Source organism: Mesorhizobium sp. LNHC232B00, assembly GCF_000502435.1.
Lineage (GTDB): Bacteria > Pseudomonadota > Alphaproteobacteria > Rhizobiales > Rhizobiaceae > Mesorhizobium > Mesorhizobium opportunistum.
In genome coordinates, this window is sequence record NZ_AYWP01000012.1 from 20,159 (window position 1) to 42,388 (window position 22,230).

General features: G+C 64.2%; 20 protein-coding genes and 1 pseudogene. 10 read left to right on the plus strand and 11 right to left on the minus strand.

Features of this window, described 5'->3' with window-relative positions:
- Positions 1-29: 29 nt before the first annotated feature.
- Together X743_RS152585 and X743_RS152580 are read right to left on the minus strand one after the other, a co-directional pair.
- Positions 30-827: a glycosyltransferase family 25 protein gene (locus tag X743_RS152585; protein WP_023766319.1), complete on the minus strand. Its 798-nt coding sequence runs from the start codon at positions 825-827 to the stop codon at positions 30-32.
- A 213-nt stretch (positions 828-1,040) separates the two neighbouring features.
- Positions 1,041-1,883, minus strand: a complete 843-nt coding sequence (locus X743_RS152580; RefSeq protein ID WP_023766320.1) for a glycosyltransferase family 25 protein — start codon at positions 1,881-1,883, stop codon at positions 1,041-1,043.
- Between the two features lie 190 nt (positions 1,884-2,073).
- On the opposite strand from X743_RS152580, the gene X743_RS152575 reads away from it, so the two are divergent.
- The 3 genes from X743_RS152575 to X743_RS152565 all read left to right on the plus strand — a co-directional run bounded on the left by X743_RS152575 (position 2,074) and on the right by X743_RS152565 (position 5,939).
- Positions 2,074-4,572, plus strand: coding sequence for a heavy metal translocating P-type ATPase (locus X743_RS152575; RefSeq protein WP_023766321.1), 2,499 nt, complete (start codon positions 2,074-2,076; stop codon positions 4,570-4,572).
- A gap of 43 nt (positions 4,573-4,615) precedes the next feature.
- Positions 4,616-5,008, plus strand: a complete 393-nt coding sequence (locus X743_RS152570; RefSeq protein ID WP_023766322.1) for a DUF305 domain-containing protein — start codon at positions 4,616-4,618, stop codon at positions 5,006-5,008.
- Between the two features lie 85 nt (positions 5,009-5,093).
- Entirely contained in the window at positions 5,094-5,939 is an 846-nt protein-coding gene (locus X743_RS152565; protein WP_023766323.1) for an aldo/keto reductase, read from the plus strand.
- A gap of 81 nt (positions 5,940-6,020) precedes the next feature.
- On the opposite strand, the gene mutS is transcribed toward X743_RS152565, so the two are convergent.
- Complete coding sequence (gene mutS / locus X743_RS152560) at positions 6,021-8,750, minus strand: DNA mismatch repair protein MutS (RefSeq protein WP_023766324.1); 2,730 nt, start codon at positions 8,748-8,750, stop codon at positions 6,021-6,023.
- Positions 8,751-8,961: 211 nt separating this feature from the next.
- Here mutS and X743_RS152555 point away from each other — a divergent pair, with 211 nt between their 5' ends.
- Positions 8,962-11,241, plus strand: coding sequence for an NADP-dependent malic enzyme (locus X743_RS152555; RefSeq protein ID WP_023766325.1), 2,280 nt, complete (start codon positions 8,962-8,964; stop codon positions 11,239-11,241).
- Positions 11,242-11,303: 62 nt separating this feature from the next.
- Here the strand turns inward: X743_RS152555 and X743_RS152550 are convergent, their stop codons facing one another.
- Both X743_RS152550 and X743_RS01000000169005 read right to left on the minus strand, forming a co-directional pair.
- Entirely contained in the window at positions 11,304-11,990 is a 687-nt protein-coding gene (locus tag X743_RS152550) for an antitoxin Xre/MbcA/ParS toxin-binding domain-containing protein (protein ID WP_023766326.1), read from the minus strand.
- A 272-nt stretch (positions 11,991-12,262) separates the two neighbouring features.
- Positions 12,263-13,340, minus strand: a pseudogene (locus X743_RS01000000169005) (adenosine kinase).
- A 224-nt stretch (positions 13,341-13,564) separates the two neighbouring features.
- Between X743_RS01000000169005 and X743_RS152545 the strand changes: the two are divergent.
- Positions 13,565-14,467 carry an EamA family transporter gene (locus tag X743_RS152545; RefSeq protein ID WP_023766327.1) on the plus strand — a complete coding sequence of 301 codons (903 nt, stop codon included), beginning with the start codon at positions 13,565-13,567 and terminating at the stop codon, positions 14,465-14,467.
- 88 nt (positions 14,468-14,555) lie between these two features.
- Complete coding sequence (locus tag X743_RS152540; protein ID WP_023766328.1) at positions 14,556-15,263, plus strand: sulfate transporter family protein; 708 nt, start codon at positions 14,556-14,558, stop codon at positions 15,261-15,263.
- Between the two features lie 57 nt (positions 15,264-15,320).
- Here X743_RS152540 and X743_RS152535 read toward each other — a convergent pair whose 3' ends face one another.
- The 5 genes from X743_RS152535 to X743_RS152515 form a co-directional block, all read right to left on the minus strand.
- On the minus strand, positions 15,321-16,121 hold the full coding sequence (locus X743_RS152535) for an oxaloacetate decarboxylase (RefSeq protein WP_023766329.1): 801 nt from the start codon (positions 16,119-16,121) through the stop codon (positions 15,321-15,323).
- A 79-nt stretch (positions 16,122-16,200) separates the two neighbouring features.
- Positions 16,201-17,049 carry a hypothetical protein gene (locus X743_RS152530; RefSeq protein ID WP_023766330.1) on the minus strand — a complete coding sequence of 283 codons (849 nt, stop codon included), beginning with the start codon at positions 17,047-17,049 and terminating at the stop codon, positions 16,201-16,203.
- A gap of 78 nt (positions 17,050-17,127) precedes the next feature.
- Positions 17,128-17,787 carry an HAD family phosphatase gene (locus X743_RS152525; protein ID WP_023766331.1) on the minus strand — a complete coding sequence of 220 codons (660 nt, stop codon included), beginning with the start codon at positions 17,785-17,787 and terminating at the stop codon, positions 17,128-17,130.
- Complete coding sequence (gene dut, locus X743_RS152520) at positions 17,787-18,272, minus strand: dUTP diphosphatase (protein ID WP_023766332.1); 486 nt, start codon at positions 18,270-18,272, stop codon at positions 17,787-17,789. The genes X743_RS152525 and dut overlap by 1 nt, the downstream gene beginning before the upstream one ends.
- Positions 18,273-18,501: 229 nt before the next feature.
- Entirely contained in the window at positions 18,502-18,972 is a 471-nt protein-coding gene (locus tag X743_RS152515) for an Lrp/AsnC family transcriptional regulator (protein WP_013891418.1), read from the minus strand.
- A 114-nt stretch (positions 18,973-19,086) separates the two neighbouring features.
- Between X743_RS152515 and X743_RS152510 the strand changes: the two genes are divergently transcribed.
- Both X743_RS152510 and X743_RS152505 read left to right on the plus strand, forming a co-directional pair.
- Complete coding sequence (locus X743_RS152510) at positions 19,087-19,335, plus strand: DUF6356 family protein (RefSeq protein ID WP_023766333.1); 249 nt, start codon at positions 19,087-19,089, stop codon at positions 19,333-19,335.
- 10 nt (positions 19,336-19,345) lie between these two features.
- Positions 19,346-20,146: a class II glutamine amidotransferase gene (locus X743_RS152505; RefSeq protein ID WP_023766334.1), complete on the plus strand. Its 801-nt coding sequence runs from the start codon at positions 19,346-19,348 to the stop codon at positions 20,144-20,146.
- A gap of 44 nt (positions 20,147-20,190) precedes the next feature.
- Here the strand turns inward: X743_RS152505 and X743_RS152500 are convergent, their stop codons facing one another.
- Positions 20,191-21,141, minus strand: coding sequence for a hypothetical protein (locus tag X743_RS152500; protein ID WP_032923124.1), 951 nt, complete (start codon positions 21,139-21,141; stop codon positions 20,191-20,193).
- A 324-nt stretch (positions 21,142-21,465) separates the two neighbouring features.
- Here X743_RS152500 and X743_RS152495 point away from each other — a divergent pair, with 324 nt between their 5' ends.
- On the plus strand, positions 21,466-21,708 hold the full coding sequence (locus X743_RS152495) for a hypothetical protein (RefSeq protein ID WP_013891414.1): 243 nt from the start codon (positions 21,466-21,468) through the stop codon (positions 21,706-21,708).
- A gap of 120 nt (positions 21,709-21,828) precedes the next feature.
- On the plus strand, positions 21,829-22,053 hold the full coding sequence (locus X743_RS152490; RefSeq protein ID WP_023766336.1) for a hypothetical protein: 225 nt from the start codon (positions 21,829-21,831) through the stop codon (positions 22,051-22,053).
- The last annotated feature ends 177 nt before the right edge of the window (positions 22,054-22,230 follow it).

A 22,230-nucleotide genomic window follows, 5' to 3' on the forward strand; every position in this document is an offset into this window, starting at 1 on the left:
ATGGGGCCGGCCGGCAGCCCGGAATCGGCCTAGTCGGTTGCCTCGACAGGGCCGAAGGGCACGACAATCTGCCGCCGCAGCCTGCAGAAGTCGGCGATCCACCTCATGGTCCGCCCGGCTTCCCGGCTGATTCTCACCGCTGTCGGCTTGCTCTGCCTTGTCATAAGCCCGCTCGCGGTCCGCGCGGCATCCCGTTCCTGGTCAAGCAGGCTCGGCAGCCTGTAGCCGACGAACTGGTCTTGCGCGCAGAGCGCGGGAACAAGTTGGTAGATATTCCTGCCGGCCGACATAGCGGGGTTAAAGATGAGATCGTCGACAGCTATATTGACCTGCGCCGTTGCCTCCAGAAACGCGCGCGCCATTTGCCGCGAGAGGAGATAACCCCCAGCCCCTGGATGGCCCTTGCGGAGCCGGACCGTGGAAAAACCGTGTCCGGCAGGGGCCCTTCTCCTCTGGATCACGGTTCTGGAGAAGAACGTCTCGAGCTTCACAACGTCCGCGTCCGCCGGAACCCAGCTCGTATCGCCCAGCAACGCACCGGCTCTGCCGGAAAACACCATGTCGTCCTCGAAGATGGCGCCGTACGGGGCGTCGTCCTGGGCGATGATCGTCCAGCAGGCACGATGACTATGCAGGCAGGCGATCTCGCTGCCGGCGAGGGGCCGGATGGCGTGTATCGCGTGCTGCGGCTGCTGCACCAGATTGGGATGTTCCTGGGCATCGATCCCCGCGACCCGCTCGAACCCAATGCCGATGCGGGCGAACTCCGATGTCATGTGGACAAGTCGGTCGGGAGATCGATCGAGATTGATGACCAGGCGCTTCATTGTTCGACGAAATCGTTGTCTTTCGGGAGTGGCGGCGTTCTCTAGCACACCGGAGCCGGTGTCTGCTGACTTTTTAAGAGTATTTTGCACCGTGATGAAATGATAGGGCCGAAATGGTCAATTTCTACTTTGCCGGCCACAGCAAGTTCGAAGCAGTGCCTGAACCAAAACTATCGGGTTTTCGGATACGGATCGGTCTTGCCCTTTGGGCGTCTAAAGCGCGTTCTCGTTGCCTCCGGCGACCAGGCAAGACATCGGCTCTTCCGCAGGGGGATCGAGCGCAACGACCGTATAATGCCGCAGCTTGCAGTGATCGACGACCCACTCGACGACCCGCCTGATTTCTACCCTTATCTTCTCGGCGACGGGCTTTCTGCGCTTGATGGTCAGCCCGCTTGCGACCCATTCGGCTTCGCGCTCTTCGTAAAGCAGGCTCGGCAATCTGTCGCCCACGAACTGGTCCTGCGCACAGAGTGCGGGAACGAGTTGGTAGATCGTCTTGCTTGCCGACGTCGGGAACACGGGGTTGAAGAGGAGGTCGTCGGCAGCTGCGCTGGCCTGCGCGGTAGCTTCCAGGAGGTCGCGCGCCATCTGCCTGGAGACGATGTAGCCGCCGGTCCCCATATGGCTCCTGCGAAGCCTGAACATGGAGAAGCCGTTGCCGACGGCGATCCTTTTCCTCTGGATCATGGTCTTGCTGAAGAATGTTTCGAGTTTGATGGCGTCGGCATCGGCCGGAATCCAGCCACTATCGGCCAGAAGGGCACCGGCTTTCGCGGAGAACACAACGTCGTCCTCGAAGACGGCGCCATAAGGGGCATCGTCTTGAGCGATGATCGACCAGCAGGCGCGATGGCTGTGCATGCAGGCGACCTCGCTGGAGGACAGGCGCCGGACGGCGTAGATCGCATCTTGTGGCTGCAGCACCAACTCAGGATGGTCACGGGCATCGGTTGCGACGATTCGCTCGAAGGCGATGCCGATGCGGGCAAACTCCGCCGTGATGTGGGCGAGCCGGTCGGGAGACCGATCAAGATTGATGACCAGACATTTCATTGATTTACCGGGATTCGAATTGTTGTCGAAAGGCCGAGCGTTAGCACACGCAGCGGTGCGGAATGTCGACTTTTTCTGGGCGAACAGCCGGGTCGAGCCTCGAAATACGAATAATCATAACGGCCCTTGACCTTCCAGTTACTGGAAGCACTACCTCCTGCCCGAGGCAGTTTGCTAAGGGCATTTTGGAATGGCGCATTCAGATCACGATCATCACACACATGGCGGCTGCTGCGCGCCGAAAGCCGCGGCCGTGGACGCGGTCCTGCGCGATCCGGTCTGCGGCATGACCGTGGATCCGGCCGCAGGCAAGCCGACAGCAGAACATGGCGGCCGGCTCTATCATTTCTGCAGCGAAGGCTGCCGCACGAAATTCCAGGCGGAGCCGGAGAAATACCTGACGGCCACCGACCCGGTCTGCGGCATGGGCGTCGAGCGCGCCACGGCCAGGCACTTTATCCGCCATGAAGGCCAAGGCTTCTATTTCTGCTCCGCCGGCTGCAAGGCCAAGTTCGAGGCGGCCCCGCCAGCCTATCTCGGCGACAGGCCGGTGCCGGCGCCGATGCCTAAGGGTACGCAGTACACCTGCCCCATGCATCCCGAGGTCGTCCGCGACAAGCCAGGCTCCTGTCCGATCTGTGGCATGGCGCTGGAGCCAATGGGCGTGCCGACTGGCGATGAAGGGCCTAATCCGGAGTTGATCGACTTCACCAGGCGGTTCTGGGTCAGCGCGGCTCTGTCGATCCCGCTTCTGATCGTCGCCATGGCGCCGATGGTCGGCCTGTCGTTCGAAGGACTGGTCGGGGATCGCACAAAGGTCTGGGTCGAGCTGGCCCTGGCAAGCCCGGTGGTGCTTTGGGCCGCCTTTCCCTTCTTTCATCGCGGCTGGGAATCGATACTCAACCGCAGCCCCAACATGTGGACGCTGATTTCGCTCGGTGTCGGTGCCGCCTATCTCTACAGCGTCGTCGCCACGCTGTTCCCGGACATTTTCCCGCATCAGTTCCGCGGCCATGGCGGTGCGGTGCCGGTCTATTTTGAGGCCGCCGCCGTCATCGTCGCGCTGGTCTTCCTCGGCCAGGTGCTGGAATTGCGCGCCCGAGAAAAGACCGGCTCGGCAATCCGCGCCCTGCTCGATCTGGCGCCCAAGACAGCGCGGCGGATCGCCGAAGACGGCTCCGAGAGCGACGTCCCGCTGGACGGCGTCAAGGCCGGGGACCGCTTGCGCATCCGGCCCGGCGAAGCCGTGCCGGTCGACGGCACCGTGCTCGAAGGCCGCTCTTCCATCGACGAATCGATGATCACGGGCGAGCCGTTGCCGGTCGAAAAGACCGAAGGCAACGCCCTGACCGGCGGCACGCTCAACAGGCAAGGCTCGCTGATCATGCGCGCCGAACGGATCGGTTCCGAGACCACGCTCGCGCGCATCGTCGAACTCGTCGCCAAGGCACAGCGCTCGCGTGCGCCGATCCAGGGGTTGGCCGACCGCGTTTCCTTCTACTTTGTTCCGGCCGTCGTCCTGGTTGCCGTCGCGGCCTTCATCGCCTGGGCGGTCCTTGGTCCCGAGCCCAGCCTGGTCTTTGCCGTCGTCTCGGCGGTCTCGGTGCTGATCATCGCCTGTCCCTGTGCGCTTGGGCTTGCCACGCCGATGTCGATCATGACCGCCACCGGTCGCGGCGCTCTTGCCGGCGTGCTGATCAAGGAGGCCGCCGCACTCGAACGCTTCGCCTCCGTCGACACGCTGATCGTCGACAAGACCGGCACGCTGACCGAAGGCCGGCCGAAGCTGACCGATATCGTGGCTGCCAGCGGCTTTGCAGAGGACGAATTGCTGGGGCTTGCGGCAAGTCTCGAGAAGGGGTCTGAACACCCCTTGGCCGAGGCCATCGTCGAAGGTGCCGTGGCGCGCGGCGTGACCGTCGCCGACGTCGGCGATTTCGAGGCGACCACCGGCAAAGGCGTTTCCGGCACCGTGTCGGGCAAGACGGTCGCGCTCGGCAATACCGCGATGATGCGCGACCTCGGCGTCGATGTTTCCGCCGTTGCGGCCATCGCCGAGGCGTTGCAGGGCGACGGCAAGACGGCGATGTTCGTCGCTGTCGGCGGCAGGCTGGCCGGCATCGTCGCCGTTGCCGATCCGGTCAAGGCGACCACCGCCGAGGCGATCAAGGCCCTGCATGACAGCGGCTTGAGGATCATCATGGCGACCGGCGACAATGAGCGCACGGCCAAGGCGATCGCCGGCCGCCTCGGTATCGACGAGGTGCGCGCCGGGCTCTTGCCCGAACAGAAGGCAGCCCTCGTCGACGAGTTGCGCGGCGGGGGCGCCGGCGTTGCCATGGCCGGTGACGGCGTCAACGACGCACCCGCGCTTGCCGCCGCCGATGTCGGCATCGCCATGGGTACCGGCGCCGATGTTGCGGTCGAAAGTGCCGGCATCACCCTGGTCAAGGGCGATCTCAACGGCATCGTGCGGGCGCGCACGCTGGCCCAGGGCACCATCCGCAACATCCGCCAGAACCTGTTCTTCGCTTTCCTCTACAATGTGCTTGGCGTACCGGTCGCCGCCGGCGTGCTCTATCCGCTCACCGGCACGCTTTTGTCGCCGATGCTGGCGGCGGCGGCGATGAGCCTGTCGTCGGTGTCGGTGATCGCCAACGCATTGCGGCTGAGAACGTTGAAACTCTGATCCAAGCCCCCAAATACGAAATCCATGCGACAGGAGACCATGAATGACCTTGGCTAAGAAACTCGTGCTTTTGCTGATGGCGGCCGGAATGCTGCTTGCCGTCTTCCTCGAAAGCGTCCCGGCGCAAAGCGAAGAGATGAAACACGACATGGCCGGCATGGCGATGGGCGCGGAAAGCCCGTCGACCGAGGGCTACAAGGCGGCGATGGACAAGATGCACGCCGGCATGATGGCCTCGCAATATACCGGCGATGCCGACGTCGATTTCGTTCGCGGCACGATCCCGCACCATCAGGGCGCCATCGACATGGCCAAGGTCGAGCTTGCCAATGGCAAGGATCCGGAAATCCGCAAACTGGCCGAAGCGGTGATTGCCGCGCAGGAGGCCGAGATCAAGGAGATGCAGGACTGGCTCGCCGCCCATCCGGTGAAATAGGCCTCCAACAGATCGCCGGCGGCGAGAACGCCTCTGGATTTCTCGTCCGGCCTGTGATGCGATCCGGCCCCGAACGGAGCCTTCCATGCTATCGACCGTCAGAACCACCACGCTGCCCTCCGGCGAAGCCATTGCCGTTCTCGGCCAGGGCACATGGAAAATGGGCGAGGACATCAGGCGCCGTGGCGATGAGGTCGCTGCTCTCAGGCTTGGCCTCGATCTCGGCGTCACGCTGATCGACACCGCCGAGATGTATGCCAGCGGCGGTGCCGAGGAGGTCGTGGCCGAGGCCATTGCCGGGCGCCGCGACGAGGTTTTCCTGGTCTCGAAAGTTCTGCCATCGAACGCTTCACGCGCGGGCGTGCAGCGCTCTTGCGAGAACAGCCTGAAGCGCCTCGCCACCGACCGCATCGACCTCTATCTCTTGCATTGGCCTGGCAGCGTGCCCTTGGCGGAGACGGTCGAAGCCTTCGAGGCGCTGAAGAAAGCCGGCAAGATCCGCCACTGGGGCGTCAGCAATTTCGACATCGAGGAGATGGAAGACCTCGCCGGCTTACCCAATGGCGGCAATGTCCAGACCAATCAGGTGCTTTACAATCTGGTCCGGCGCGGCCTCGAGTTCGATCTGGCGCCCTGGAGCCGGAAGCGAGGCATTCCGCTGATGGCCTATTCTCCGGTCGAACAAGGTGCATTGGCGCGCAATGCCAGGCTCGACGCGGTCGCCGCCCGCCATGGCGCCACCGCGGCACAGATAGCCCTGGCCTGGGTGATGCAGCAGGAGGGCGTCATCTCCATTCCCAAGGCCAGCAGCCAGGAGCACGTCCGCCAGAATTTTGCCGCGCTCGACATCAAGCTCACCGGTGAGGATCTCGCCGATCTCGACCGTGCCTTCCCGCCACCGACGCGCAAGCGCGGACTGGAGATGATCTAAGCGCGGCGATGAAGCTGCCAATCTCCCCCTCAAGTGGGGAGATTGGCGGTTTCGGCGATGCAGCCATGCCCACAGCCCAATCTACTTTCCCGCCAGCCCCTTCAGCCGGTAAAGCGCCTCCAGCGCTTCCCTTGGTGTCATCTCGTCGGGGTTGATGTCGCCGAGTGCTGCGCCCAGTGCGTCGCTTTTCACCGGCTTCGGTGCTTCGCGCTTCACCGCCACGGAAAACAGCGGCAAATCGTCGACCAGCCGGTTGGTCTTGCCGGAAACCTCGCCTTCCTCCAACTGGTGCAGCACTTGTTTGGCCCGGTCGACCACCGCTTCCGGCAGACCGGCGAGGCGCGCCACCTGGACGCCGTAGGAGCGATCGGCCGCACCCTTTCCGACCTCGTGCAGGAAGACGACGTCGTTTTCCCATTCCTTGACCCGCATGGTGACGTTGTGGAGCCGCGCCAGCTTGCCGGCGAGCGAAGTCATTTCGTGGAAATGGGTGGCGAAGATCGCCCGGCAGCGGTTCTTCTCATGCAGGTACTCCACCGCCGCCCAGGCGATCGACAGGCCGTCGAAGGTCGCGGTGCCGCGGCCGATCTCGTCGAGGATCACCAACGCCCGCTCGCCGGCCTGGTTGAGGATCGCCGCCGTCTCGACCATCTCGACCATGAACGTCGAGCGGCCGCGTGCCAAATCGTCGGAAGCGCCGACGCGCGAGAACAGCCGGTCGACGACACCGATATGGGCCGATGCCGCCGGCACGAACGAGCCGGTCTGGGCGAGGATGGCGATCAGCGCGTTCTGCCGCAGGAATGTCGATTTACCGCCCATGTTGGGGCCGGTCAGCAGCCAGATCGCGCCGTTCTTGGCGCTGCCTTCCGGCGAGAGGTCACAATCATTGGCGACGAAGGGGCCGTCACCCGAACGGCGCAGGGCCTGCTCGACCACGGGATGCCTGCCGCCGGAAATCTCGAAGGCAAGGCTGGAATCCACCACCGGCCGGCACCAGGCCTCGCTTTCCGACAAAAGCGCCAATGCCGCCGAGACGTCGAGCACGGCGAGCGCATCGGCACCGGCGCGGATTTTCTCCGCCTCGCCGACCGCTTCCGCCGTCAGTGCATCGAAGGCCGCCAGTTCGATGCCCAGCGCCCGGTCGGCGGCATTGGCGATCTTGGTCTCGAGTTCGGCAAGTTCAGTCGTGGTGAAGCGCATGGCGTTGGCCATGGTCTGGCGGTGGATGAAGCGCGCCTTGGCGCCATCGCTGCCGGTCATCACCGCATGATGGTTGGCGGTCACCTCGATGTAGTAGCCCAGCACATTGTTGTGGCGGATCTTCAGCGAGCGGATGCCGGTCTCTTCGATCAGCGAGCGCTCCAGCCCGGCGATCACTTTTCGCGACTCGTCGCGCAGCGCCCGCATCTCGTCGAGTTCGCCGTGATAGCCACCGCGCAGGAAGCCGCCGTCGCGCTTGAGCAGCGGCAGTTCCTCGCCAAGCGCCTGCGTCAGATGCCGGGCGAGCGCCTGGGGCAGCGCATGAATGGCGGCTAGTGCGCTCGCCAACTCCTGGGGCAGGGCGGTCGCGGCAAAGATTTCGGCGATGGCGCCGGCCGCCTCGAAACCGGCGCGCAATGCGCCGAGGTCGCGCGGGCCGCCCCGGTTGAGCGCCAGTCTGGAAAGGGCGCGCGGCATGTCGGCGACGCTCTTCAGGCTTGTCCGCAATGCCTGGCACAGCCGCGTTTCGGAGCGGAAGAACGACACCGAGTCCAGGCGCGCGCCGATCGCTGCCGGGTCGGTCAGCGGCGCCATCAGCCGGTCGGCGAGCAGCCTGGCGCCGCCGCCGGTCACAGTGCGGTCGATGGCCTTGAACAGCGACCCTTCGCGGGTGCCGGACAGAGTGCGGAGCAGCTCCAGATTCCCACGCGTTGCCGGATCGATGAACAGCGTCGAGCCCTGTTCCTCGCGCTCGGGCCGTGACAATGGGGGGCGCTCGGCCTTCTGCGTTTTCTCGACATAGGCAATGGCGCCCGAGATCGCCGACAGCTCGGCGCGCGAAAACGTGCCGAAACTGTCCGGCGTCGCCACATCGAAGAAGCGCGCGATGCGCCCGGTGGCGGAGGCCGAATCGAACAGCGATGGCGGCTGCGGGTTGGCGACCCGGCCGAGCACGTCGAACACCGGCTTCAGCTCGGCATCGTAAAACACCGGCTCGGCGACGATCAGCTCGCGCGGATCGACGCGGAAAATGTCCGCCAGCAACCGATCGGCGGTGGTCTCGGCTACGCGGAAGGCGCCGGTCGAGATGTCGATCCAGGCAATTGCAAAGCTGTGATCGCTGCCGCCCTTCACCCGCCCCAGCGCCATCAGGAAGCTCGATTCCGACGGCGCCAGCAATTTGTCCTCGGTGATGGTGCCCGGCGTCACCAGCCGCACCACGTCGCGGCGCACCACCGATTTGGAGCCGCGCTTCTTGGCCTCGGCCGGATCCTCGATCTGCTCGCAGACGGCAACGCGAAAACCCTGGCCGATCAGCTTCTGCAGGTAGTCGTCGGCCGCATGCACCGGCACGCCGCACATCGGAATGTCGAGGCCCTGGTGCTTGCCGCGCTTGGTCAAGACGATGCCCAGTGCCCGGCTGGCCTTTTCGGCATCGTCGAAGAACAACTCGTAGAAGTCGCCCATGCGGTAGAACAGCAGCGAATCCGGGTTCGCCGCCTTGATCTCGATGAACTGCTCCATCATCGGCGTGACGGCGGCCGCACCAGGCTGCGGCGGCGTCATCGCCTCGGGGGCGTCTGGCTCGTTCGGGCTGTGCATATTCATGCGCGGCACGCTAGCAGATGTGATTGCCCGGTTTAATGCCGGAGCCTCGAAAAGCAGGGGACGACTGGCTGGTAGCTTGCCGGCATTTGCGCGCCGGCCTGCGATTCCCACGCGCTGGCGGTTTACACGCGGCGGCGCGTGGTCTTAATTCGGACCGAAACAAAGCACCCGCTTCAAGGAGGTGCTGCACCGGCGAGGAAATCAAGACATCATGGCCAGGAAAACCGAGAACAGCGGTCCGTCCGTCAGCGCGCAGGAAGCGCTCGAATTCCACGCGATGGGCCGGCCCGGCAAGCTGGAGATCGTCGCCACCAAGCCGATGACGACGCAGCGCGATCTCAGCCTCGCCTATTCGCCGGGTGTCGCCGTGCCGGTGCGCGCCATCGCCGAGGATCCGAGCCGCGCCTTCGACTACACGACGCGCGGCAACATGGTCGCCGTCATCTCCAACGGCACCGCCATCCTCGGTCTGGGCAATCTCGGCGCGCTGGCCTCCAAGCCGGTCATGGAAGGCAAGGCGGTGTTGTTCAAGCGCTTCGCCGATGTCGATTCCATCGACCTCGAGGTCGACACCGAGGATGCCGAGGAATTCATCAACTGCGTGCGTTACCTCGGCCCCTCCTTCGGCGGCATCAATCTCGAAGACATCAAGGCGCCGGAATGCTTCATCATCGAGCAGCGCCTGCGCGAGCTGATGGATATCCCGGTCTTCCACGACGACCAGCACGGCACCGCCATCATTTCGTCCGCCGGCCTGATCAACGCACTGGAGGTCACCGGTCGCGACATGAAGACCACCAGGCTGGTCTGCAATGGCGCCGGTGCCGCGGGCATCGCCTGCATCGAACTGATGAAGGCGATGGGTTTTGCCCCGGAAAACATCATCCTGTGCGACACCAAGGGCGTCGTCTACCAGGGCCGCACCGAAGGCATGAACCAGTGGAAGTCGGCGCATGCGGTCAAGACCGACAGGCGCAGCCTTGCCGAAGCGCTCGACGGCGCCGACGTCTTCCTCGGCCTCTCCGCCAAGGGTGCGCTGACCACCGCCATGGTGCAGTCGATGGCCAAGAACCCGATCATCTTCGCCATGGCCAATCCAGATCCCGAGATCACGCCGGAAGAAGTGGCCGAGATCCGCACCGACGCGATCATGGCCACGGGGCGGTCCGATTACCCCAACCAGGTCAACAACGTGCTCGGCTTCCCCTATATCTTCCGCGGTGCGCTGGATGTGCGGGCGACCACCATCAACGACGACATGAAAATCGCCGCCGCGCGCGCCCTCGCCGAACTGGCGCGCCAGGACGTGCCCGACGACGTCGCCGCCGCCTACCAGGGCAACAGGCCGAGATTCGGACCCAATTACATCATCCCGGTGCCGTTCGACCCGCGCCTGATCTCGGCCATTCCGCTCGCGGTGGCCAAGGCGGCGATGGATTCGGGCGTTGCCCGCAAGCCCATCCTCGACCTCGACCGCTACGCGCAGGAACTGTCCGCCCGGCGCGATCCGATCGCCTCCACCTTGCAGCGCATCTACGACCGCGTGCGCCGCCAGCCCAAGCGCATCGTCTTCGCCGAGGGCGAGGAGGAGCAGGTGATGCGCGCCGCCGTCTCCTATGTGAACCAGAAGCTCGGCACCGCCATTCTGCTTGGCCGCGACGACGTCATCAAGGAGAACGCCAAGCACGCCGGCATCGACCTCAACAAGCAAGGGATCGAGATCATCAATGCCCGGCTGTCGCGCCGCAACGGCATCTACACCGACTACCTCTACGAGCGCATGCAGCGCAAAGGCTTCCTGTTTCGCGATTGCCAGCGCCTGATCAACAACGACCGCAACCACTTCGCCGCCTGCATGGTGGCGCTGGGCGACGCCGACGGCATCGTCACCGGCGTCACCCGCAACTATTCCACCGCGCTCGACGACATTCGCCGCGTCATCGACGCCAAGCCCGGCCACCGCGTCATCGGCGTCTCGATCGTGCTCGCCCGGGGTAAGACTGTGCTCGTTGCGGATACCGCCGTGCACGACATGCCCAACGCCGAGCAGATCGCCGACATCGCCGAGGAAGCGGCCGGCTTTGCCCGCCGCATGGGCTACGAGCCGAGGCTCGCCATGCTCGCCTATTCCACCTTCGGCCACCCCCAGGGCGAGCGCTCCGAGCGCGTCCAGGAGGCCGTGCGCATCCTCGACAAGCGCCGCGTCGACTTCGAGTATGACGGCGAAATGGCCGCCGACGTCGCGCTCAACGCACGGGTCATGGCACAATACCCGTTCATCAGGCTGACCGGCCCGGCCAATGTGCTGATCATGCCGGCGTTCCACTCGGCCTCGATCTCGACCAAGATGCTGCAGGAACTCGGCGGCTCGACGGTCATCGGCCCGCTGCTGGTCGGCCTCAACAAGCCGGTGCAGATCGTGTCGCTCAATGCCAAGGACTCAGACATCGTCAACATGGCGGCGATCGCAGCCTATACCGCGGGGACCTGAGCGGCGATCCGGGCAGCAAGCAAGAGCCGATTGCGAGCCTGTGAACGCTCTTCGAGCGCAGCTCAGCCGGGGGCGAACACCCGCGCCGCCTCGACCACCTCTTCAATCTGATCCGCTCGCAGCAGATCGATCGGTATGCGGCCGTCGAGCTGCGCCGCCGGGCGTGTCAGCCACAGCCAGGCGAGCCGCGGATTGCCGATCAGCTTGAGCACGTCGCTGATGCCCGCGACCGGCCTGCCGTCGACGAACTGCGCCAGCGGGAAGACGTGCTTGCGGCCGCCCTTGCGCAAGGCGATGACGTCGCCGCGTCGTTGCCAGCGGTGCAGGGTCGAACGAGCGATGCGCAGGTTCTCTTCCAGATAGGTCGAGCCGGCGACGCGACCGGCCCAGTCCTCGATCAGCATCGATTCGAGGTCGTCGGATTGCGGGGGAGGTGGTTCGCCGGCCGACAACGGCACCGGCAGGCCTGCGGTGCCGGCTTCGCTGCGGCGCGCGGCTTCCGCCGCGAGTGCGCGCACGAATTTCTGGGCAAGGCCGGGAAGGTCGGCATGGATGGTATCGATGGCGCGCTGGTGTCTCGGCGACAGCGAGGTGACGGCGGATGCTATGCTGCCGGCAATCTTGCCGACGGAGACCACGGTGGATTGGTTTATGGCCTCGTCATAATGGGCAAGCGCGCGTTCGACATCCTCCGCGACCATCTCCGCGAAGTCGTCCTGTCCGAGACCGGTTGTCTGAAATCTGTTCATGCATCTGTCTTCCGGGCCGCGCTCCTCCCTTAGCCGCGGCCGGTTGCTGAATTTCTAGTGCTGAAAACGAAGATCGCGGCGGCAACGACCCGCGCCGCCCGACAGCTTGCTGCCTTGCATTTTTGAACATCCCATCTGATTGCGGGCGCCCCGAAATATCAGTCGCGGGAGGCTCGCGATGTCGTGTAGGAGCGATACGTGACAGTGACGCGACGGTGAGCAGCGGGGCGCTTTTTCCTTCTCCCACAGGGGGAGAAGGAAAAAAGCGCCCCCTACAACAACCCCGCCTGCTCGGCCTCGCGGCGCAAATTCTGCCTTGGCCTTGGGCCGATCTGCTGGATCACCAGGCCGGCCGCCAGTGAGCCAAGGTCACCGCAGGTCTTGAGGTCGCGGCCTTGCGTGTAGCCATGCAGGAAGCCGGCGGCGTAGAGGTCGCCGGCGCCGGTCGTGTCGACCAGCTCCTTGATGGCGGTGGCCTTGATGACCACGGTCTCGTCGCCGCGCACGATGACGGAGCCTTTCTCGGACCGCGTCACGGCGGCGATCCGGCAATCCTTGCGGATCTGCGCCAGCGCCTCGTCGAACGACGATGTCTGGTAGAGCGACTTGATCTCGTGGCTGTTGGCAAAGACGATNGTCCTTGCGGATCTGCGCCAGCGCCTCGTCGAACGACGATGTCTGGTAGAGCGACTTGATCTCGTGGCTGTTGGCAAAGACGATATCGACGGTGCCCGAGCGCATCAACTCGAGGAATTCGTCGCGGTAGCGGTCGACGCAGAACGAATCCGACAGCGTCATTGACACTTCGCGGCCTGCCGCGTGCGCCAGCCTGGCTGTCTGCCGGATCGCTTCCTTGGCGCGCGGCGGATCCCACAGATAGCCCTCGAAATAGGTGACCTTGGCGCCAGACGCCTTGTCGGCCTCCACGTCCTCCGGCCCGAGCTCGACGCAGGCACCGAGATAGGTGTTCATCGAGCGCTCGCCGTCGGGGGTGACGAAGATCATCGAGCGGGCCGTCGGCGGCTCGCCCTTGAGCGGTTTGGTGTCGAAGGCGACGCCCTGGGCATGGATGTCGTGCACGTAGATTTCGCCCAGCGCATCGTTGGAAACCTTGCCGAAGAACGCGGCACGGCCGCCGAAGGAAGCGACGCCGGCCGCCGTGTTGCCGGCGCTGCCGCCGGAGGCTTCGATCGCCGGGCCCATGCGGCTGTAGAGCAGTTCGGCGCGGTGGGTATCGATGAGGTTCATCGCGCCCTTGATGATGCCGTTGGTTTCGAGGAATTCCTCCTCGCACTGGGCGATGATGTCGACAATGGCATTGCCGATGCAAAGCACGTCATAATCCGGCATCAATATCTCCGCCAAAAACCAGAGCCAGCTTCTTGCCATGCAGGCCGGGCGCGGGTCTAGCGATTCGAAACGGCTTTGCCTAGAGCGCGGCACTCAACTTTGGCGGATCATCCCAGCGCACCCACTTGAGGCGCTACGACAATTCGACCGTGGCCGAAGCATTTTGTCGCGACCTTGCCTACAACTCTGGCCTGTTCGATCACAGCCCGAAGGCGAGCCAGCGGATGCCGACACGAAACGATACAACGACCGACCTGGCGCTGCTCGGCGTGCTTGCTGTATTGTGGGGCGCCTCCTACACCTTCATCAAGATCGGCGTCGAGACGATCCCGCCGATCACCTTCATTGCCGCCCGCACTTTAATTGCCGGCGCTATTCTTCTGGCCATCATCCATTGGCGTGGGCTTGCCATGCCCAGCGATGCGGCGAGCTGGCGCCGCTTCGCCTTCCAGGCATGCCTCAACAGCGTCGTCCCGTTCACGCTGATCGCCGCCGCCGAGCGTTCGGTGGATGCCGGCCTCGCTACCATCCTGAACGCGACCTCGCCGATCTTCACCTTCCTGCTCACCGCGCTGATCACCCGCCATGAACCGGTCACGCTGCGCAAACTGGTCGGCGTCGGCGCCGGCATTGCCGGCATCTGCCTCATCATCGGTACCGAAGCGCTGGGCGGTCTCGGTCATGAACTGTGGGCGCAGCTCGCCATCGTCGTGGCGACGATCTGCTATGCTGGCGCCGCGATTTTCGGCCGTGGCTTCAAGGGCCTCGATCCGATGCTGCCGGCGGCCGGTTCGATGCTCTGCGGTGCGGTGATGCTGGTGCCGCTCAGCCTGGTGGTGGACCAGCCCTGGACGCTCACGCCATCTCTGGCGTCGATCCTGGCGCTGCTCGGCCTGTCGGTGTTCTCGACGGCGCTCGCCTTCGTCATCTATTTCCGCCTCATCCACACGCTGGGCTCGGTCGGCACGACGTCGCAGGCCTATCTGCGCGTGCCGATCGGCGTCGGCATCGGCGCTGTCTTCCTCGGCGAAACCCTGGGGCCGACTGCGTGGCTCGGCATGGCTTGTGTCGTTGCCGGCGTCGCGGCCATGACCATCCCGGTTCGCAAGCCGGCGCTTGCAAGATAGCTGCGCGCTTGTGCTCATGGCTTGGGCTGCCTATCTCGGGAGCGTCCGTCCATTCGGCGGTGTCTGCTCATCGAGGGGTTGAAGCACGGTGATTTTCGACGCTGCCCGCACCGCGGCCCTTGAGCTGCTCTCACCGCCTTTTCGGGCCGTCTTTCTCAAGACGCTGGGCTTGACCCTGCTGGCGCTGGTCGCCCTGTGGTTCGGCCTGACCAGCCTTGTCGAATGGCTGGCCCTGCCATGGCTGCAGACGCTGTTGCCGGGCATACCGTCCTGGGCCGGCTGGCTGGGCGGCATCATTGCGGCAATTGCGCTCGCCTTCGGCATGGCATTGCTCGTCGCGCCGGTGACGGCCGTGATCGCCGGCCTGTTCCTCGACGATGTCGCCGAAGTGGTCGAGCGCACCGATTATCCCGGCGATCCACCCGGCCGCGCCATGCCGGCGCTGCGCTCGCTGGTGCTGGCGATAAAGTTCTTCGGCGTCGTCATCCTCGGCAACATCGTCGCCCTGTTGCTTCTCCTGGTGCCGGGCATCAACATCGCCGCCTTCTTCGTCGTCAACGGCTACCTGCTCGGGCGGGAATTCTTCGAATTCGCCGCCATGCGCTTCCGTCCGGAGGAGGAAGCCAGGGCCTGGCGCAGGCACCATGCCGGAACGGTGTTCCTCGCCGGGCTGGTCATCGCGGCGTTCCTCGCCGTGCCGCTGCTCAACCTGGTGACGCCGCTTTTCGCCGCCGCCATGATGGTGCACCTGCACAAGGCGATTTCGGCGCGGGCGGCTCACCCCTCGCGGGGCTAAACTCGGCTCGGCGGCGCGGGAATCCGCCGCCCGGCCTATTCATGAGGACTTCCCTGTTCATGAGGACTCGCGAAACAGCGCCTGCAACTTGCCGAACGGCATGGCGGCGCGGGTGAAGCCGAACGTGCCGTCCTGCTGGATCTCGCGTGCCGCCGTTTCCAGCATGCCGTAGGCGAAATTGGTCAGCCACGGCCCGAGCGAAATGCGCTTGACGCCGGCCATGGCGAGATCGGCGATGGTGAAGCCTGGCCGCGCCATGACATTGACCGGCTTGCTCACCGCCGAACAGATGGTGCGCACCATCTCGACGTCGTCGATGCCCGGCGCATAGAGCACGTCGGCGCCGGCCTTCTCGAAGGCCTGCAGCCGCTTGATGGTGTCGTCGAGATCGGACTTGCCCCACAAGAAGTTCTCGGCCCGCGCCGTGAAGACGAAATCGCGCTTCAGCGCCCGCGCCGCCTCCACCGCCGCCGCGACGCGCTCGACCGCGTGGGCAAAATCATAGATCGGCTTGTCGGGGTCACCTGTGTGGTCCTCGATCGAGCAGCCGGAAAGGCCCGCCGCTTCCGCCGCGAAGATCGTTTCGGCGGCCTGCTCGGCGCTGTCGCCCTTGCCTTTTTCGAGATCGGCCGAAACCGGCAGGCTGGTCGCCGCCGTCACGTCGCGGCAATGATGGATCATCTGGTCGAAGGTCACGGCGCCATCCGGCAGGCCGCGCGAAAAGGCAAAGCCGGCGCTGGTCGTCGCCAGCGCCTTGAAGCCGAACGAGCCAAGCAGCTTCGTCGTGCCGACATCCCAGGGATTGGGCATGACGAAGGTCGAGGCATGCAGGTCACGAAAGATCTTACCCTTGTCCATGGCAATTCCCCCATATGTGCAGTGCGATGGCGCGGATTTTAGCTTGCCCGCCTTGCCCGGGCAAATGAATGCGCCTGGATCAGAAGCGTTTCTCGTTCTCTGCTGCCAATTTTTCGAACGCGTCGGAATCCTTGACGTAGTGCGTCTTGTCCCAATGGTAGGTTACGGAAATCTCGTGCGCCGCAGCCTTGGGCGCGGCCTCGTCACAGCTTTCACCGCTTGGCTCGGTGGCGTCGGTGACTGTCGCCTTGATGGCGGCATAAGGCTGTCCGTCCGCGATGGTCTGGAACCCGATGTCCTGCTTGCGGCTGTAGGCGCACAGCTTCTCATCGAACGTATAGATCATGTCGATCAGTTCGAACCTGTCCTTGGCAACCATGATCAGCGGCGTGGCCACATAGTTCTGGTTCGAATTGAAATGCGCGCTCATGGTTATGAGCGCGTCGTCGCCGTCGCCGATCGAAAGCTTGTTCGGCTCGCGGAAATAGGTGCTGCGGTCGACCGCGACATTGGCCGCGTCGAGCAATTTCGGTTTGGCCGTGATGTCGTACAGCGCCAGCACCGCGTAGCCCTCGGCGCTGTCGGGAGAATCGCCAAGGTCGAACAGCATCGCCAGCCGGTCCTTGCCGCCGGCCTTGATGGCCAGCACCGCGACATTGGAAAAGCTGGAGGTCTCGGGTGGCGACCCGCCATCATCCGGTCCCTCGATGTGGCGCATGTCGATGGGCGACCCGCCCTTGTAGAAGCCGTCCTTATCAGCGACGAGGCCCGGAATGACCATTTTTGCCAGATCCAGATAGGTCACATCGGTGCGGCCGGGCAGCGCGCTGCCGAGATCCGGAAAGCTGACGGCCTGCGCGCCGGCTACGGTCCACAAGAACGGCAGCAGCACCAAGGCGAGGATGAAGCGAAAGAGATTCGTTGGCATGGACGCCTCGGGCTGTCGGGCGCACGGACCGTAGCACAGCGCCCTACGGCGTCCAGCCCGTCCATCAAGCCCGGCGGATCAGTGGATCGGCACCAGTCCCGCCAGTTCGCGCATGTCGTCGAACAGGATGCCGCCGGCGTGGATCAGGCCATCGCGGTCGGAATAGGGGTCGCCATGATAGGAAAACACCCGCATGCCGGCGGCGATGCCGGCCTGCGTGCCGGCGACGCTGTCCTCGATGACGATGCAGTCGGCGGGCGGAAAGCCCATCGTCTTGGCCGCATGCAGGAACAGGTCCGGGAACGGTTTGCCGCGCGAGACCATGGTGGCGCTGAACATCGCATGTTCGAACAGCGGCAACAGCCCGGTCTGGCCAAGCGTGATGTGCATCTTCGAGATCCGGGCCGACGTGGCGACGCAATAGGCGATGCCGGCCGCGCGAACCGCCTCGATGAACTCGCGGACATAGGGGATTGCCTCGACGCCGTGGGCGAACAGGTCCGGCAGGCCGGCGTTCCAGCGATCGACGAAGTCGGCGCCGAGCCGGACATCGGTTTGCACCTCGATCTCCTTCTGCACCGACACCATGCTGCGGCCGGAGAAGTTCTTGCGGCAATATTCGAAGCTGGTCGGATAGCCCGCCGCGCTCAGCCATTCCGCGAGGCGTCGGTTGGCGAGATTCTCCGTGTCGACCAGGATCCCGTCGCAGTCGAAGATGACCAGCTTTGGAATTTGCATCAGGCGGTGCCGGTCGATCCGAACCCGCCCGAGCCACGCGCGGTGCCGCCGGCCAGCGAGCGCTCTTCGACGCCCACCTGCGTCACCGCGGCGAAAACCAGCTGGGCAATGCGCATGCCGCGCGTCACGGCGAAATCCTCGTCGCCGAGATTGATCAGCAGCACCTTCACCTCGCCGCGATAGTCGCTGTCGACCGTGCCCGGTGAATTGAGGACGGTGAGGCCATGCTTGAAGGCAAGGCCGGAGCGCGGCCGCACCTGGCCTTCCATGCCTTCGGGGATTTCGAGGATCAGCCCGGTCGGCACGAGAGCGCGCTTTCCCGGCAGGATCAGCAGCGGCCGGTCGTCAGGCACCGCCGCGCGCAGGTCGATGCCGGCGGCGCCGGCGCTTTCGTAAGCGGGAAGCGGTAGTCCTTCAGCATGCGGCAGCCTGACGACGCCGACAGTCGGACCGATGACGGAGGAGTTTTGGAGGGCTGCGCGCATAAAATCGATCCTATCGGCGCGAATGCCGATTCGGTCAATTCGCCCGCAAGCCTATCAACGGCTTTCTTTCAGGCATCAGTATGGCCTGAGGTGTGTTGAGATTCAGGTCAGGCCGAGTCGAAAACGGCGGATTTCGAGAACCGGAGCGGAGCGGACATTCGGTCCGTGAGCACCGGAAGCGGAGAAACCCGTCGTTTGCAGGCCGGCATCACCTGAATATCAACATACCTTAGCGCACTTCCATCGGAACCACCGTCGTCTCCTTGATCTCCTCCATCACGAAAGAGGCGGAGACATCGGACAGCGCCACCTTGGCGATCAGCCGCTGGTAGAGCCGGTCGTAGGCCTTCACGTCGGCGACGCGGGCGCGCAGGACATAGTCGAGGTCGCCGGACATGCGGTAGACGCCGGTGATCTCGGAAAGACCGGTCACCGCCGCGCGGAACTTCTGCAGCCAGTCGGGATCGTGATTGGACGTGCGGACCAGAATGAACACCGAAAGGCCAAGTCCGAGCTTCTCGGCATCGACCAGCGCCACCCGGCCGGTGATGACGCCATCCTCCTCCAGCCGCTTGACGCGCCGCCAGCAGGCATTGCGCGACAGGGCCACACGTTCCGACAACTGGTCGACCGACAGCGTGCCGTCGCGTTGCAATTCGGTCAGCAATTTCCGGTCGATTTCATCGATATTCAACGCCATGTGGGATGTGTGTCCCACAAAATGGCAAAACACAAGGACATTTTGAGACCAGTGAACCTGCGAAGCGTGTCAGGATACTCATATCGGAACCTGAAGCGCTGAAGGGGAACCAGCATGTCGGTCGCAAGGATTTTCACCTCTCATCCGGCCAAGGTCGGCGAAACCTATTTCAGCCATATGGCCTTTGCGGCGTGGTTCTCCTCGCGGCTGCTGACGGCGGCCGGTGCCGCGCTCGTTCATGCTTTCTTGCCATTTCTGTTTGAGACTACCGCCAGCCGAATCGTTCGTGAGCTTTACGAGCGGACGCACAACAGAGGCACGCACGCGACCAAGGAGCCGGCGGCTCTTCCGGATCGCGCCTAGGAGAGAAGCGATGTGCCGATGGGCGGCCTATCTCGGTGAAGCGGTCTTTCTCGAAGACATCCTCACCGCGCCCTGCCACTCGCTGATTGCCCAGAGCCATTGCGCCCAGGAAGCGAAATCGCCGACCAATGGCGATGGTTTCGGCCTTGCCTGGTATGGCGACCGGCCGGAGCCCGGCCTCTACCGCGACATCCTGCCGGCCTGGTCCGATCCCAATCTGAAGAGCCTGTGCCGGCAGATCAAATCCGGCCTGTTCCTTGCCCATGTGCGGGCCTCGACCGGCGGCGCCACCAGCCGCATGAACTGCCATCCGTTCATCTCGGGCCGTTGGTCGTTCATGCACAATGGCCAGATAGGTGGCTTCGAAAAGATCCGCCGCGCGCTGGAGAACACGCTCTGCGACGCCGTCTTCGACCAGCGCGAAGGCACCACCGATTCCGAACTGTTTTTCCTGCTGATGATCGACGAGGGATTGGCCGGTGACCCGCAAGGCGCGGTGTCGCGCGCCACCAGCCGCGTGCTCGACGCTTCGCGCCGCGCCGGCCTCGAACCGGCGCTGAAGCTCACCGCCGCCTTCTCGGACGGGCAGGCGCTGCATGCGGTGCGCTATGCCACCGACGCTCACGCGCCGACGCTCTACACCTCCGCCCTGCGAAAAGGCGGCGGCCGCTGCATCGTCTCCGAACCGTTCGATCGCGAGGGCGGCGATTGGCAGGCGATCCCGCCGTCGAGCTTCGTCACCATGACCCGAGATGGCATCGCCATTCGACCGTTTGCGCCCGCATCTGCAAGGCTTGCTCTGGCCCTTTAGGTTACAAATCAGTCAGCGCCGCGCGACATCCGGCGTTTGGCACTTCAGGGGCTTTGCCGCGCGCTCGAGTGCTTCAGCCAGTGGCGGTCGAAGACATCGAGGATGGCGCGGAAATCGGCTGGCGGGATCTGGTGGACGCCGCCATCGCTACCTCCAACGAGGAACCGCGTGAGCTGCCGGTCGACCTGCTCGGGATGCTCGATGGACATGCCGACCGATGCCAGATCTGCCGAAATCGACTCATCTGGCAGCAGGTATCCGCCCCACGGGGTGGCGCCCCGCGCCTGATCGCGCAGACGCACCATGAGGATCCTTGTCAGCGACGGCTGTGCCTCCGGCCCGATAATTGCCGTTCCACACATATAGCCGCCAAGAACACTCCCCGGCTGCGACCGCGGGAACAGGCTGACGAAGAACTGCGCATCCCCGCCGACTTCCCTCAGATGCATGTAAAGGGCACGCTTGGCCGGCGTGACCGGGCCGCCAAGCACCAACTGGCCTGTCGGCAAGATTTCGCGATAGCTGGCGGTCAGGCCATGTGAGCCAGGCCCCGGCTCCATCGACAGGATGCCCCTGATGAATTGGCCGCGATAGTAAGGAGACCAGGCACGCGAATAGCATGCATAGGTACCGGCAAGCGCCAAGGCGAGGCTGCGCTCTTCATGGTTGGACGAGGTCTCGAACTGAGATCCGGCGCGGCGTTCGAGATCTACGATATCGATGTTGTGCCGGGCGGCGATCGCGGCTGTGAAGTTTGGCAGGTCGCAGTCGGCGATCCATGCGCCTGACTGTTCCAAGCCCAGCAGCTTCACCCAGTCTTCATACACACTATGCTCGCGCGGCTGGGCGCGGCCCTGCAGCCATTTGTCGGCACGGCCGAGATCGAATGAGGTCTTCGGATTGACGGACCGGAAAGCCGCCGCCAGATCCTTGCGGGTTACCGTCCCCAACAACGCCGAAGTCAGCCGTAATTTCTGAGCAATGTGCTGTGCCACGCGGCTGCCTTTGCGGTTTGGTTTCCGCCATAACACGCTGCGGCAAACCCCCCATCCTTACTTTTCGATTTGCTAATATACGAGGAATTCCAGAGAATTCCACGGCATTCCGCGCGTGCCGCCTTCCCGGCTTGTGGGCCGGCGCTAAGCTCGCGAAGGGCAAGGGGCATACTGTCAGCGAACGTTCTGAACGTGCGCCGGGGAGGTCATTCCCCTTTCTTTCGAAAAGCTGTGACACGCTCCCATCGAGCAACGGCGAAACCAGGCTGAGAAGCCCGGTAGCAACCGAACCGTAATGCCACCTCGAATTGAAGGAATGACCGGATGACCGCAAACGCCTCTTCCAGACTGACATTCATCGTATTTACCGCAGGCTGCATCGCACTGGTGCTGCTGTTTCGATACGCGCCGGCCGGCGACTCTCACTCGAGATATCTCAAGGGCGCAACGGCTGTGGTGGCCGCCAAGCCGACCCGCATCGACGTCGATAACGAGGCGCACGCGATTCGCTTCTATATCGACGGCAAGCAGGTCGCCCTGCTCGACGAGTCCGGATTCAGGCAGTGAGGCGGCCAAGCCGGGCACAGCGGCGAGGTGGAGTTGATGACTCATGAAGAGGAACTTGGGCGCGCCGCATGAGCCTATCCAGGAAATGCGCGCGCTTTGTAGCCAGAGAGGAAAACTGTCATGAAACTCGTTCTGTCCGCACTGCTCGTGCTGCTTGTCTTGTCGCAAGTGGCGGAGGCCAAGAAGAAAGTTGTGGTGACGCAAGACAATGCCGCCACGGCCCAGGTGACCCGGCCGCCCCTTGACGACACGTCGACAGGCGGAATCAGGTCGGCCGCGGGGGCAACCGCGACGGCCACCGAAGGGCAGCAATACCCGCCGGCGCTGTATTTCAATTTCCAGTAGGCCAGTTGCTTGTCGACGCGGCGATCGATGATCCGCAACTGGGTATCGCTTCGGGAGCCATAGCGAAGGTCACGGCCCGGTCGATGGCCCGGCAGGAACAAACTGGTCTGAAGCTCGTCTGCTCGCCATCGCCCGGGCAATGACGCCGTTGACCGGTGGCTTCAGCCGCCCGCCAGG